The sequence below is a fragment of the Hymenobacter mellowenesis genome, assembly GCF_030581005.1.
GTDB lineage: Bacteria > Bacteroidota > Bacteroidia > Cytophagales > Hymenobacteraceae > Hymenobacter > Hymenobacter mellowenesis.
The window spans coordinates 400,514-415,252 of sequence record NZ_JAUQSX010000001.1; the positions used below are offsets into that span (position 1 = coordinate 400,514).

The window sequence follows — 14,739 nt, forward strand, 5'->3', positions numbered from 1 at the left end:
CCACGATGCTCTTTATTCGAAGCCGCCGCCTTCGTCGTCCCGCTGCTTCTTGTCCGGTTTGGCGTTGCGGTTCTGGCCGAAACGGTAGGTGAATCCCAGGAAGGCAATGCGCGACTCGCGCTTGAAGTGGCTGGCCGTGGCCAAATCGGCCCCGTAGGCCGTGAAATCGAAGTGCAGGGTGTTGAACACGTCGGCCACCCGCAGCGTGATGGTGCCCCGGTCGCCCAGCACGTTGTATTTGGTGGCGAAGTCGACGTTGAAATTGCCGCTGCGCGTGCCTTGGGCCGAATTGATGGGCGAGCGGTAGTTCAGCGCCAGCTGCGCATCCAGCCGCTTGCCGAGCGTGAACACGTTGTTGAGCCGCGTGGTGAAAACCTGGCTGACCGTGTTGATGGGCGTGCCATCGACCGAAGCGCCCACGATGAGCCGACGGAAGGTGGAGGCCGTGGCGTTGGCCTTCCACCAAGCGGTGAGGGGGCTGGCGGCCACGATTTCGAGGCCGTAGGTGGTTTCGGTGCCCAGGTTTTGGCGGGTGGTGCTCGTGACGAGGTTGCCGGTGAGCGGGTCGGTGATGACGCGGCGGAAGCCTTGGGCCGTGTTGGTTTCGGCGCGGTAGAAGCCCGTGGTGTTCAGGCTGCGGCCGTTGGCGAAGCTGATTTCGTGGCCCAGCTCCACCGAATGCACGTATTCGGGCAGCAGTTGCGGGTTGCCGGTCACGAGGTTGAGCTGGTCGGAGCGGTCGGTGAAGGGGTTCAGCTCGCTGGCGTCGGGCCGCTGGATGCGCTTGGAGTAGCTCAGCTGCACGCGCTGCTCGTGGGGCAAATCATACGCCAGCACCGCGCTGGGAAAGAGGGCCAGATACTGCTGGGTGAATTTTTCGCTGGTAGCCACCTGGTTGCCGTCGAGGTTGGTTTGCTCGGCGCGTAGGCCGGCCTGGTAGCTGAATTTGCCTTTCGCCCCGGCATAAATGCCGTAGGCCGCCTGCACGTACTGGTTGTAAACGAAGCGGTTCGAGGGGTCGAAGCCCAGAGCGGGCGTGCTGCTGAAATGGTAGTCGATATCGTACTGCCGCAGGCTGCTGCGCGCCCCCACCTCGAAGCGGCTTTTCTCGCCCAGCGGGTGCACGTAGTCGATTTGGGCCGTGCCCTGCTGGGTGCGGGTGGTGGTGCGCTGTTGTTGCTGCACCAGCCGGGTATCGGCGTACAGGATATTGGAAGCCACGTCGTTGTCGGCCAGCAGGGGCGTGTATACGGCGCTGGCTGTCAGCTCGCGGCCCTTGTGCTGCTCCCAGATGCGGCGGTAGTCGGCAGTCACGTCGGCCGAGCGGTAGGTGCCGGTGCCGACGTTGCGGCGGCGGCTGGTGCCGGCCGGCACCACTTGGTCGCCCAGGGCCGCGTTCACCTGCCGCGAATCCAGGGTTTCGTCGTTGGCCAGCGGGTTGAAGCGCGGCTGCACGGCCAGCGTGAGGGTTTGCTCCGGCGTGAGGGCGTAGTCGAAGCCCAGGCGGGCGGCGTGGGAGGTTTGCAGGTTGGTGCCGGCGCGGTCCTGGTGCAGCACCAGGTTGTCGGTGCCGGCGCGGGTGGTCTGGTCCAGGGTGCCGTTGATGCGGCGGCTGTCGCGGCGGAAATCGTAGGAGCCGAACCAGTTGAGGTTGCCTTTGCGGTAGTTCAGGCTCAGGGCCGTGTTGTACTTGTCGCCGGTGCCCACCAGGGCCGTGGCCTGCCCGTTGAGGCCGTCGCGCTGTTCTTTCTTGAGGATGATGTTGAGGATGCCACCCGCGCCACTGGCGTCATAGCGCGCCGAGGGGTTGGTCACCACTTCCACGCTTTGGATGCTGCTGGCCGGAATCTGGTCGAGCGTGGTGCCGGTGGGCTTGCCATCGATGAAAATGGTGACGCCGCCGGAGCCGCGAATGCTCACCGCGCCGGTCTGGTCCACGGTCACGGAGGGCACGTTTTGCAGCACGTCGATGGCCGTGCCGCCGCTCACGGTCAGGTCCTTGCTCACGTCGATGACTTTTTTGTCGAGGCCGCCCGTCACCACGGCCCGCTCGGCCGTCACCACCACGTCATTGAGCTGGGTGGCGGCGGTGCGCAGCTTCAGGGTGCCCAGCGCCAGCACGGGGGCGCCGGCCGTGAGGCTGATGATGCGCCGGCCGGTGCGGTAGCCCACGGCCGTGGCCCGCAGCACGTACTGGCCCAGCGGCAGTTGCGCCAGCTCGAACGCGCCCGCCTCGCTGGCCTGGGCGCCGGCCACGAAGGTCGAATCGGCACTGCGCAGCACCACCACGCTGGCAAAGGAGATTGGCTGATTGGTGCCCGCCTCCTGCAAGGTGCCGCGCACCGTGCCCGGCTGGGCCTGCGCCGCCAGCCCAAATCCCACTAGCAAACCCACCAAAAGCCCCAACCGGGACAGCACATTTTTTCGCAACATTCTCCTGATTATTAATACAAACACCACCCGCATCCAACGTTCTTTCAGTAAAAGTCCTGCCGACCAGGGTGGCCGGCAGGACACTCTTTTTCAATCCTAGTTTTATTGGGCAACCACCTTGCCGTCGGCCGTGAACAGCACGTCCTGCGACTTGCCGGCTTTGCTCACTTCAGCTTCGTACACGGTGCGGCCGTCGGCTTTCACGATGGTGGCGGCTTCCTTCACTTGGTAAGTTTTGTAGTCGCGAGCCAGGGTGGCGCGCACGGCGGCGGGCAGCTGAGCGGCTTTCATGTCGGTTTCGGTTTCCTGCCACACGCCGGCGGGCGTAATCACGGCCGACATGGTCTGGCCATTCTGCTTGAAGCCGGCTTCGTAGTCGGCCCCTTCCTTTTCCCAAGCCACGGTTTTCACCGCCGGGAACTTGGCTTTGAAGGCAGCTTTGGCAGCGGCGGGCACTTGGGCGGCGGGTACTTTCTGGGCCTGGGCCTTCTCGGCGAGCAGGGCCGCCACGGCGAGCATCAGCAAGGTTTTCATGGAGTTTGCGCGGTTTGGTTGGTTGAAGTACCCCGCAAACCTATCGGCCGAATCTGGCGCTATTCTGTATGGCCGCTTTTTTCGGCAGGAGCGTTGAATGCGCTTTGGCCGGATTAACCAATAGAGCCGTTTAGAAAGTCATTCAAACAGTCAGCACGTCATGTCGAGCGCAGCCGAGACATCTCGTGTGCCGAAATAATCAAAATCGATTCAACGATTGAGTTACTACCTCACGCGAGATGTCTCGGCAAGCTCGACATGACCGTGCTGCTTACGCTGTTTCAACCAACCACCAGCGCTAAAACGTCACCCGCAGCGTGTGCAGGCTGCCGACCGGCGCGTACGCATACGTCAGCCGGAAGCCGTAGTAGGTGCAGATTTGCTCCGCGATGGACAGGCCCAGGCCGGGCGAGTCGGAGGCGGCGTTGTGCTTGCGGAAGCGGCCGAGCAGCAGCATGGGGTCGGTGCGTAGTTCGGGGCCGGTGTTGGTGATTTCCAGGGCGGCGGCCGTGAGGCGCACCTGTAGCTGGCCGCCCTGCACGTTGTGCTTCACCGCGTTCTGCAGCAGGTTGCCCACCAGCGACTCGGCCAGCGCCGGGTGCATCACCAGCGCCACGGGCGGCAGTGGGTCCACCTGCGGGTTCACCGCTTTGGCTTCCATAAAATCCTGGAGCTGGCGCAGCTTTTCCTGCACCACGCCGTCCAGCTGCACGGGGCGGCCGTCGCTGCCAAACTGCCGGTTTTCAATCTTGCTGAGCAGCGTGAGGGCTTGGTGCAGGCGCGAGAGGCGCCGGGCGGCGCGGTACACGTCCTGCACGGCGGCCAGGGTGCGCTCGGGCAGCTCGGGGTCCTGCACCAGCTGCTCCAGCTGGGCCTGCATGATGGCCAGCGGGGTCTGGGTTTCGTGGGCCGCGTTTTCGGTAAATTCCTTGAGGGCGCGGTAGTCGGCGGCTACGCGCTGGGTGAGCTGGGCCACGGCCTGGTTCAATTCGCTGAACTCGTCGATGGGCGTTTCGGGCAGCTCCAGCGACTGCGGCTGCTGCAGCTGGTAGCCGCGCAGGGCCTTGAGCGTGCGCCGAAACGGCGCCCACAGCCAGCGCGAAAGCCACTGGTTCAGCAGCAGCAGGCTGCCGAAGAGCAGCGTCATCACCGCCAGCATTACCATGAGGATGACCTTGAGAATGTCCTCGGTTTCGAGCAAGGACTTGCGCAGCGTGAGCCAGTGCGGCTGCCCCCGCACCGCCACCGGAAACGAGATGACGCGAAACGGCACCGCCTCGTGCTCGATGGTGTCGAAGATGATGGTGTCGCGCAGGCTTTCGGACCGGGTGGGGCCGTCGATGGTCAGCTCCTGCGGCATAGTAATGGTGGGCAGCGCGCCCGTCGCCCGGATGCGCTCGGTGAGGTAGACGCGCTGCTGCTGCAGCTGCTCGTCCACCTCGTGGGCCAGGGCGTATTGCAGGCCGCCGTAGAGCAAGCCCGTGCCCAGCACGAAAAGCAGGGCGCTCAGGCCCAGGTAGTAGCGGTTGGTGCGGGCAAGAAGCTTCACGCGGTTTCGAGCTTGTAGCCCAGGCCGTAGATGGTGCGAATGTAGTTGTCGGCGCCGTGTTCCTGCAGCTTTTTGCGCAGGTTTTTGAAGTGCGTGTAAATGAAGTCGAACGAGTCGGCCATGTCGGCGTCGTCGCCCCAGATGTGCTCGGCAATGGCTTCCTTGGTGAGCACGCGGTTGGGGTTGGCCAGCAGGAAAAGCAGCAGGTCGTACTCGCGCCGGGTGAGCGTGAGGGGCTGGTCCTTCACCAACACCAAGCTCTGGTCGGGGAAGATGGTCAGGTCGCGGAAGGCGATGTGGCGCTGCCCCTGGAACTGCCGCCGCCGGATGATGGCGCGCAGCCGCGCATTCAGCTCGGCCAGGTGAAAGGGCTTTTGCAGGTAGTCGTCGGCGCCCAGCTCCAGGCCCTGCACCTTGTCGTCGAGCGAGCCGCGGGCCGAAATAATGAGCACACCGGCAATGGATTTATCGGCCTTGAGCGTGCGCACCAAATCCAGGCCCGAGCCGTCGGGCAGCGTGAGGTCGACCAGCACGCAGTCGTATTGGTAGAGCTTGATTTTTTCATGGGCCTGCGCGTAGTTCTCGGCAACTTCGCACACGTAGCCGTCGTGCCGCAGAAACTCCAGCAAGGTGGTGCGCAACGGCGCTTCGTCTTCAACAATTAGAATTTTCACAGCATAGAAAGGAAAAGGGCAACTCCGGCAGCTTGCCGCAAGACCGGCAAGTAGAAAAGAAAATCTGGAGCAAATCTGGAGCCGCCGCCAGCGCCAACCGGCAAAAACGAGGCCGGTCGATACGGCGTACAGGCGAGGGAGCAGCCGGAACCAGGGCATCGGTTGCTGATATTAAAGCTATTTGGAAAGTCGTTTGGCCGTCATGCAGAGCGCCGCGAAGCATCTCGCGTGTGTGGTAGCAATCCAATCGTCAGAATTACCTCGGCAATCCAATCGTCAGAATTACTTCGGCACGCGAGATGCTTCGCTCCGCTCTGCATGACGTTCTATCTGCTGCATGTGCATGACGGACTGTCGACGCTTCATACGGCTTCGCAGCGCCCCATTCGGCCAACCCAGAATTTCCCCAGAATCCTCCGGGAGCTTTGCCCCATCCTTCACTTGACCTCAAGTGCTTTGCGTTCAACCCTGCTTTATATCGCCTTGCTGTTGCCGCTAGGCGCCGCCGTGCCCGCCCGGGGCCAGCAGCCCGGCGCGCCGGCGGTGCTCAATTCGGCCCCAACGCTTACGCCGCCAGCCAGCCCGCGCCGGCTCGATGACTTCCTGCGGGTGGCCCGCCAAAACAGCCCGCTGCTGCGCGAGAACGCCAACCAGCTCGGCCAGAACCGCATCGACAGCCTCGTGCGGGCCCGCCAGAACGGCGTGCAGGTGGCCGGCATCGGCTCGGCGCTCTACTACCCGTCCATCACGAACAGCCGGGGCGAAAGCGTGGTGGGCTACGACAACGCCGTGACCAACGGCGGCAACTACGCCGCCATCGCCCAGGCCACCAAGCCCATTCTCAACCGGTTTCAGCTGCAAACCGACTACCAGATTCTGGCCAGCCAGGGCGCGGTGCTGCGCAACACCGGCCGCCTTTCAGCCCTAGACCTGCGCCGCAGCATCACCGACCAATTTCTGACGGCCTACGCCGCCGAAACCCAGCTCACTTTTAGCCGTTCGCTGCTCACCGTGCTGCGCCAGCAGGACGCCCAGTTGCGCCAACTGGTGAACGCCGGCATTTTCAAGCAGACGCAGTACCTGAGCTTCTACCTCTCGGTGCGCACCCAGGAAGTGACCGTGGAGCAGGACCGGCTGGCTTACCGCCGCGAGCTGGGCACCCTGCGCGCCCTGGCCGGCGTGGCCGACACGGCTTTGGTCACCATCGAAACGCCCTCGCCGCCCACGCACCGCCCGCTGGCCGGCCTGCTGGCCCCTGCTCAGCGCCAATATACCCTCGACAGCCTACGTCTGCGGCTCGACCGCCAGGCCATTGATGCCACCTACCGGCCCAAGCTCAGCGCGGTGGTGGATGCGGGTTTGCAGTCGTCGTCGTACCTGCCCGTGGCGCTGGCGCACAGCGTGGGTATTGGGGGCGGTTTGCAGATTGCAGTGCCGATTTTTGACGGGCACCAGCGCCAGCTGCAGTACCAGCGCATCGAGCTGAGCGAGCAGAGCCGGCGCGGCTACCGGCAGTTCATCACGGTGCAGCGGCGGCAGCAATATGAGCAGTTGGAAGGACTGATTCGGGCGTCGGACGCGCTGCTGGCCCGCATCCGGGAGCAGGTGCGGGTGGCCGATGCGCTAGTGGGCGCCGCCCGGCAGCAGCTGGCCACCGGCGACGTGGCCATTCTCGACTACCTGAACCTGGTGACCAGCTACCGCACCCTGCAATTCAGCCTGACGCAAGCCCAAACCGAGCAGCTCCGCAGCCGTTTTGCGTTGGATTACCTAGCCGAGCAGTAGCGTGGACTCTGCGAGTCCGCGAGCGAGCGCAGCGAGCCGGACGAACCACGCGGCTTACTCCAACGACGTTGCTCGCTGCGCTCGCTCGCGGACTCGCAGAGTCCACGCTACATTTTTCTACTTGCTTTCATGAATCTCCCCCACCGCCTCTTTTTCCTTCTGGCCCTCACCAGCCTCGCCGCCTGCGGCTCGAAAGACCCGGCCGCGGCCGAAGCAGATGCCCCGGCCGCCGACGAGGAAGAAGCCGCCGTGAAGCCCCGCGCCCTCGTCACCATCGGCACGGTGCAGACGGATACGCTCACGGACGTGCTGCGGCTGAGCGCCGTGTCGGCCTTCCCGGCCAAGGATGCGCTACGGGCCACCACCACGGGCTACGTGCTGACGCCTACGCCGGTGGTAGGCCAGCAGGTGCGCCCCGGCCAGACGGTGTTCACCATCCAAACCAAGGAGTCGAAAACTCTGCACCTCGACAAGCTCACCGGCGACCCCCGCCTGAAATTTAGCGGCATTATTCCGATAAAATCGGCCCGCTCGGGCATTTTGGCTACGGTGGACAAGCTGGCTGGCGACTACGTGCAGGACGGCGAGCAGTTGGGCCTCACCTACGACAAGAGCCGCTTCGGCTTCGTGCTCGATGTGCCGGTGACGCAGTTGCGCTACGTGCACACCGGCCAGAGCTGCCGCATTTTCCTGCCCGATGGCCGCGTGCTCAATGGCCGCGTGGCCGAGGTGCTGCCCACGGCCGATGTCAGCATTCAGACCCAGCGCTACACCATCCGGCCCACCGGCGCGGTGCCGGATTTGCCCGAAAACCTGGCCGTGCAGGTCGAAATTGACCGGACGGCGCCGCACCTGGCCAGCACCCTGCCGCGCGGCGCCGTGCTCACGGATGAGACGCAAACCGAGTTCTGGGTAATGCGCTTGCTCAATGATTCCACCGCCGTGAAGGTGCCCGTGACCGTTGGCGCCCAGGAAAAGGACCACATCGAAATCAAGCAGCCCCGCTTCTCCCCCAAGGACAAGATTCTGCTCAGCGGCAACTTCGGGCTGGACGACACGGCGGCCGTGAAGGTGACCCGGCCGGCGGCGGCGGAGCCGGAGTAGCCATTGCAGCGACCCGAAACGAACAAACAAGAACGGTCATGCAGAGCGCAGCGAAGCATCTTGCCCGCCACCAGTAATCTAATCGCTGAGACAACATGATTTAGTGACTGCGGGCAAGATGCTTCGCTGCGCTCTGCATGACGTTCTTAGAACATGACGTTCTTAGAAATCAAGAATTCTCCTCAAATGCCCACTCGCCTCTCCCCTTTTCAAGCTTACAAGGCGCCCATTGCGGTGCTGCTGGCGCTGGCCCTGGCACTGGGCACGGTGGCCTACCGGCGCATCAACGTGGCCCTGTTTCCGGAGGTAACGTTTCCGAAGGTGAAGGTGATTGCCGAAAACGGGCTGGTGCCCGTCGACCGCATGATGGTGACCGTGACCAAGCCCATGGAAGACGCCATGAAGCGCGTGCCGGGGCTGAAATTGCTGCGCAGCACCACCAGCCGCGGCAGCTGCGAAATCTCGGCCTTCCTGGAGTGGAATGTGGACGTGGCCAAAAGCCAAAGCCTGATTGAGTCGCGCCTGAACCAGATTCGGGCCGACCTGCCGCCCACCGCCAACATCTCCGTCGAGCGCATGAACCCGGCCATTCTGCCGGTGATGGGCTACACGCTGGAAGCCCCGGGCAAGTCGGCGCTGGAGCTGCGCAAGCTGGCGCTTTACACCATCAAGCCGTTTATCTCGCAGGTGGAAGGTGTTTCGTCGGTGGAAATTCAGGGCGGGCGCACCAAGGAATACCAGGTGCAGCTGCTTCCCGACCAGCTGGCCGCCCTCGGCCTGGGCCCCGACGACGTGGCTACGGCCCTCAACGCCACCAACTTCGTGCAGAGCAACGGCTACCTGAGCGACTACCGCCGCCTCTACCTCACCGTCACGGACGCCACCATCGAGCAAAAGGAAGACCTCGAAAACATCGTGCTGCGCAACGACGGCCGCCGCATCGTGCGCCTGGCCGACGTAGCCACCGTGGGCCTGGGCGAGCAGCAGGAATACACCCGCATCAACGCCAACGGCAACGACGCCGTGCTCGTGTCCATCCTGCGCCAGCCCGATGCCAACGTGGTGCTCGTGTCAGACGGCGTGCGGGCCAAGGTGGCGGCCCTCAAGGCCGGGCTGCCCAAAGGCGTGCGTCTGGCCCCATACTACGACCAGGCCGATTTCGTGTCCGAAGTGGTCCGCTCGGTGCAGGATGCGCTGTGGATTGGCCTGGCGCTGGCGCTGGTGGTGACGGCGCTGTTTCTGCGCTCCTGGAAGGCCACGCTGACCATTCTGGGGGCCATTCCGGTGGCGCTGGCGCTCACCATTGCAGTCCTGTATTTCGGCCTGGGCTACTCGTTCAACATCATGACGCTGGGCGCCATCGCCGCCGCCATCGGCCTGATGATTGACGATGCCGTGGTGATGGTGGAGCAGCTGCACCGCGTGGGCGAGGACCACCCCGAGGCCTCACCCGGCGAGGTGGTGCGGCGCTCGGTGGGCCATTTGCTGCCCGCGCTCATCGGCTCTTCGCTTTCTACGATTGTAATTTTCCTGCCCTTCGCCCTGCTGGGCGGCGTGGCCGGGGCCTATTTTAAGGTGCTGGCTACCACGATGGTGGTGGCGCTGCTGTGCTCGTTCTTCGTGGCGTGGCTGGGGTTGCCGGTGATTTATCTGCTGCTGAGCGGTAGGGTCCGGCAGGCGTCGACCTCACCCCCTGACCCCCTCTCCAAAAAAGAGGGGGCACCGGTCCATGAGGACGATTATGCTGAAGGAATCGTTAGGAGCAAGTCAGGTGCCCCCTCTTTTTTGGAGAGGGGGTCAGGGGGTGAGGTTGGCGCGAAGGGCGCCGCCAAAACGGATTCCAACCACCACGAAATCCCGTGGGTGCGCGCCGTTATCCGGCATCCGGCTTATTCCATTGTCGGCATCCTAGTGCTGGTGGGCAGTATGGTGCTCATCATCCCGCGCCTGGCCACCGGCTTTTTGCCCGACATGGACGAGGGCGCCATCGTGCTCGACTATACCTCGCCGCCCGGCACCAGCCTGGAGGAAACCGACCGTATGCTGCGCCAGGCCGAAAAGCTGATTGTGAAAGTGCCCGAGGTAGCGAGCTACTCGCGCCGCACGGGCACCCAAATGGGCTTTTTCATCACCGAACCCAACAGCGGCGATTACCTCATCCGCCTCAAAACCGACCGCAAGCGCAGCACCGAAGACGTCATTGCCGACATTCGGGAGCGCATCGAAAGCACCCAGCCGGCCCTCACCATCGACTTCGGCCAAGTTATCGGCGACATGCTGGGCGACCTCATGAGCACCGTGCAGCCCATCGAAATCAAGGTCTTCGGCCCCGACGCCACCAAGCGCTACGCCCTGGCCAACCAGGTGACGGCCGTGGTAGAAAAAGTGGCCGGCACCGCCGACGTCTTCAACGGCATCGTGCGCATGGGCCCCAGCGTGGACGTGCGCCCCGACCCGCGCCGCCTGGCCCAATACGGACTCACCGCCCTCGATTTCCAGACCCAGCTCCAAACCCAGCTCCAGGGCACCACGGCCGGCAATGTGCTCGAAGGCGAGCAGTTGCTCAATATCCGCCTGCGCTACCCGGGCGCCGCCCAGGCCAACCTGGCCCAAATGCAGGCCGAGACCGTGTTCCTGCCCAACGGCCAGCGCCGCCGCCTCGACGAGCTGGCCACCGTGCGCGTGACGCCCAGCGAGGCCGAGCTGGAGCGCGAAAACCTACAGGCCATGACGGCCGTCACGGCCCGCCTCGACAACCGCGACCTGGGCAGCGCCATGGCCGAAATCCGCCAGAAGCTGGAGAAGGAAGTGCCCCTGCCGCCCGGCTATTTCATCCAGTACGGCGGCTCGTATGCCGAGCAGCAGCAGTCGTTTCAGGAGCTGCTCACCATTCTGGGCACGGCTTGCCTGCTGGTGTTTGCCGTGGGCCTATTTCTGTTTCGGGATTTGAAAGCGGCCGGGCTTATTCTGCTGGTGGCCGTGCTGGGCCCCGCCGGTGGCAGCCTGGCCCTGTTCCTCACCAACACACCGCTGAACGTGGGCTCCTACACCGGCCTCATCATGGTGGTGGGCATCATCGGCGAGAATGCCATTTTCACCTTCCAGCAGTTCAACGAAGCCCGCGAGGAAGCGCCCGTGGAGCAGGCTATTGGCTACGCCATTGCAGCCCGCCTGCGCCCCAAGCTGATGACAGCCCTGGCCGCCATCGCGGCGCTGCTGCCGCTGGCGCTGGGCATTGGGGCCGGTGCGCAGCTGCACCAGCCCCTGGCCATTGCCGTCATTGGCGGGCTGCTGTTGGCGCTGCCCTTGCTGCTGGTGGTGCTGCCCAGCCTGCTCCGCTTGGCGTATAGCGGGAAAGCCGCGCCCGTAGCGCCGGCCCCGATGGCCCCGGCCGCGTAGCCGCTCCGGCTACTTCATGGGGTATCAATCTGGTTTGCATCCCGGGTTGCAATTGAACAGTTATTTTGCTCATTCCACCGTCAAACGCAGCGCCTGGCTGCCCGCGCGCACCACGTACACGCCGGTAGGCAGTCCGGCGGGCAGCGCCAGCGCGGCCGTGCCTGCCGCGTCGGCCGTGGCGGCCAGCACCTCGCGGCCCAGAGCATCGAACACCTGCACTCCCTGACCGGGCGCAGTGCCCATGAGTGTGGTTGCGCGGGTGGTCGGGTTGGGGAACAGGGCCAGCGCGGCCGGGCCGCCCACCCGCACCGTGCGCACGGGCGAATAGCTAGCCGTGCCATCGAAGTCTACCTGCCGCAGGCGGTAGTAAAGCGTGCCCTGGTGGCTGGGCAGCTCGGCATCAAGCAAGGTGTAGAACAGCGGGGCACTGCTAGTGCCCGCGCCCGGCACCGTGCCAATGGCTGCAAATGCCCGCCCATCCAGACTGCGCTCCACCACGAAGCCCGCGTTGTTGAGTTCTGAAGCCGTGGCCCAGCGCAGGCGCACGGCGGCCGGGCCTTCGGCCTGCGCCGTGAAATCAACCAAAGTCACGGGCAAAGGCGCAGCAGCAATGCTCACTGTGAAAAAGGAAAAGCTGGCACTGGCTGGCACCGTCCCGGTTACGGTGCGGGAGCCGTTCGCATTCTGCGAAGCGCTGATGCGGGCCCAACCGGAACCGGCCACCGGCGCCGCCGAGCGCGCCCACGCCTGGCTGTTGTTCAGGTTGTTGAGGCCGTTGTCGTTGGCCGACAGCCAACTGAGTTGCACGCTGGCGTTGGTAAGCGGCGCCGAAGTTCGCCAGATTTGGTCAATACCCGCATTGGTGCCGCTGGCGTTGGTGCCGTAGCTGACCTGCGCGGTGTTGAGGCCGGCCGTGCGGATGGCAGTCAGGTTGGTGAGGGTGGCGCCCGGGGTGATGGCGAGGCCGTTGGGGAAGGCGGTGGTGGCTCCGCCCGGCACGCTGGCTTTCACGGCGGCCAGGTTGCCGGCCACGTAGCGGGTGCTGGTTTCGCCGGCAATGGTGGCCCCGTTCAGCAGCCGCAGGGTGGCGGCGGGGTCGGTGGTGAGCATGCCGATGCTCAGCGTGAGGGTGCCGGCCACATCGGCGTTGCTGCCCGCGGGCAGGGCCACGCCGCCGCCGGTGTTGTTCACGGTGAGGTTGGCCAGCCCGGCCCCGTTGAGGCTGAGCTGCTGAGCGGCGGCTCCGTTGAGGGTGACGGTGCTGGCGGTACCGGGCGTGAGGGTGGCTCCGGCGGCGTTCAGCAGGTTGCCGCCCACGTAGAGCTCATTGGCCCCGCTGCTCAGGTCGAGGGTGCCGCTGTTATTGCTGAGCGAGCCCACGACCGACAGCACGGCGCCATTGGCCAGGGTCAGGGTGGCGCCGTTGTTGGTCAGGTCCTGGGCCTGGGTGGCACTGGCACCGCCCAGCAGGAGTGTGAGAGTAAGCAGGTACTTCATGAAAAGCAGGGACTACGGTAGTGGGCTGGGACGCTCGACGGGGGCGGAACGAAGCATGGCCTAATTAAGGTAGCCGACGGTCCAGTTGATGCCGTCCGAGATGGCAACGACGGTTTTGGAAGCCGCGTTGGGCCGCAGCTCGTAGCCCGTGCTGCTCGGCACGGCGCTGCTGCTACTGGCTCCGTAGATGCTGCCCCCCGTTGTGAGCAGGAAAGCGCTGGTGCCCGCGCTGTTGTTGCGGAGGTAGTAAATCCGGCCGGGGCATCTGGTGGGGTTGGGTAGCAGGTAGTACTGGTTGCTGGTGCCGGTTGGCGTCAGGCCATAGTAGCCGCCAATGATGGTGGTAGCCTGGGTGGTGCCCTGGTCGATGGAGTTGGCGCCGCCGCTGGTGCCGCCGCCGAAGCCGTTGACCACGCCCACGGCGAAGGTGCCGTTGACTTGCAGCGTGCTGTTGGGCGTGGCCGTGCCAATGCCCACGCTCACCGCATCGTTGGTGCCGCGTTCGTTGCCGATGACCAGCGAGTTGGCTTGGCTCACGCTGGCATTGTTGCCAATGGCGTAGGCATCGTAGAGCCCGGCATCGGCCTGCGCGTTGCCGCCAAGCAGGATGTTGTTGGTGTTGCTGGTCAGGCTGGAGCCGCTGCTGGTGCCGATGGCAATGTTATTGATGCCGGTGATGGAGATGTTGGCGTTGTAGGCCGTCTGGTTGCCGATAAACACGTTGTTGGTGCCGGTGGTCAGCTTATTGCCGGCGTAGTAGCCCAGCAGGGTGTTGCTGCCGCCGGTGGTACTCTGGCCCGCTCCGTAGCCGATGAACGTACTGGCACTGTTGTTAATAGCCTCGCCCGCCCGCGCCCCGATGACGACGTTATACACGGCCGTGGTCAGCCCCACGCCCGCGTTGAAGCCCAACAGCACTGACGAGGCGCTGGGTGTATTGTTGCCCAGCGACACCCGCCCGTTACTGTACACCCGGAAGGCTTCGGCGTTGTTGCGCCTCACGACGAAGTCCTCGTTGTTGAGACTGCCAATAAACTGGGTACCGTCCAGCGTATTGCCACTCAGGCTCCAGCCGTTGCTGCTGGGGATGGTGGCCCAGGTGTTGTCGCCGCGCAGGTAAGTAGTGGCGCTGGCCGTACCCGTGGCCGAGAGCTTGGGAATCGTCACCGCGTCATCGGCCAGCTTGGTGCTGGTGATGGCGCTGGCGGCCACCGTGGGGTTGGGGTAGGTGCCGGTGAGGTCGCCGCCGGCCGTGCCGGTGGGAGTGCCACCGGCGGGCACGGCCCAGGTGTTGTCGCCACGCAGAAAGGTGGTGGCGCTGGCCGTACCCGTGGCCGAGAGCTCCGCAATGCCAATGGCATCGTCGGCCACGGCAGCGTTGGTCACTGCATTGTTGGCCAGGCCGGGGTTGGGATAGGTGCCGCTCAGCACGCCGCCGGCCGTGCCGGTGGGCGTGGCCGTGTTGGCGTTGGGAATGTTCACCCAGCTGCCCCCGAAGGCGTACCAGAAGCCGGTGGTGTTATCGGTTTGGAACACCATCAGGCCATCGGGGGGCGCTGTAATACCCGTGCGTTGGGCCTGCGTGAGGCGCGGAATGAGCAGGCCCTTATTCGTAGCCGAGATTTCGAGGGCGGCTTTGGCATTGGGCGTGGTGGTGCCAATGCCTATGTTCTGGGCCTGCGCGGCAAAGGGAAGCGCGGCCACAGCGGCCAGCAAGGGTAAGCGTAACTTCATGGCTAAGGATAAAATGACGAAAAAGCAGTA

At 64.6% G+C, this 14,739-nt stretch carries 9 protein-coding genes; 3 read left to right on the forward strand and 6 right to left on the reverse strand.

The window, feature by feature from the left end:
* Positions 1-12 precede the first annotated feature (12 nt).
* From Q5H92_RS01760 to Q5H92_RS01775, 4 genes are all read right to left on the reverse strand, one after another.
* Entirely contained in the window at positions 13-2,433 is a 2,421-nt protein-coding gene (locus tag Q5H92_RS01760; RefSeq protein ID WP_305009741.1) for a TonB-dependent receptor, read from the reverse strand.
* Positions 2,434-2,535: 102 nt separating this feature from the next.
* Positions 2,536-2,967, reverse strand: a complete 432-nt coding sequence (locus tag Q5H92_RS01765; protein WP_305009742.1) for a PepSY-like domain-containing protein — start codon at positions 2,965-2,967, stop codon at positions 2,536-2,538.
* Between the two features lie 298 nt (positions 2,968-3,265).
* Entirely contained in the window at positions 3,266-4,516 is a 1,251-nt protein-coding gene (locus Q5H92_RS01770) for a sensor histidine kinase (RefSeq protein WP_305009743.1), read from the reverse strand.
* Positions 4,513-5,190, reverse strand: coding sequence for a response regulator transcription factor (locus Q5H92_RS01775; protein ID WP_305009744.1), 678 nt, complete (start codon positions 5,188-5,190; stop codon positions 4,513-4,515). Before Q5H92_RS01775 ends, Q5H92_RS01770 begins: the two co-directional genes overlap by 4 nt.
* Positions 5,191-5,646: 456 nt before the next feature.
* On the opposite strand from Q5H92_RS01775, the gene Q5H92_RS01780 reads away from it, so the two are divergent.
* The 3 genes from Q5H92_RS01780 (at position 5,647) to Q5H92_RS01790 (ending at position 11,478) form a co-directional block, all read left to right on the forward strand.
* Positions 5,647-6,975 (forward strand): TolC family protein, encoded by a 1,329-nt coding sequence (locus Q5H92_RS01780; RefSeq protein ID WP_305009745.1) that lies wholly within the window; start codon positions 5,647-5,649, stop codon positions 6,973-6,975.
* Between the two features lie 129 nt (positions 6,976-7,104).
* Positions 7,105-8,079, forward strand: a complete 975-nt coding sequence (locus Q5H92_RS01785) for an efflux RND transporter periplasmic adaptor subunit (RefSeq protein ID WP_305009746.1) — start codon at positions 7,105-7,107, stop codon at positions 8,077-8,079.
* Positions 8,080-8,265: 186 nt separating this feature from the next.
* A complete protein-coding gene (locus Q5H92_RS01790) occupies positions 8,266-11,478 on the forward strand; it encodes an efflux RND transporter permease subunit (RefSeq protein ID WP_305009747.1) in 3,213 nt (1,070 codons plus the stop codon).
* Between the two features lie 69 nt (positions 11,479-11,547).
* Here Q5H92_RS01790 and Q5H92_RS01795 read toward each other — a convergent pair whose 3' ends face one another.
* Entirely contained in the window at positions 11,548-12,975 is a 1,428-nt protein-coding gene (locus Q5H92_RS01795; protein ID WP_305009748.1) for a T9SS type A sorting domain-containing protein, read from the reverse strand.
* Positions 12,976-13,035: 60 nt separating this feature from the next.
* Positions 13,036-14,709 (reverse strand): phage tail-like protein, encoded by a 1,674-nt coding sequence (locus Q5H92_RS01800; protein WP_305009750.1) that lies wholly within the window; start codon positions 14,707-14,709, stop codon positions 13,036-13,038.
* Positions 14,710-14,739: the final 30 nt, after the last annotated feature.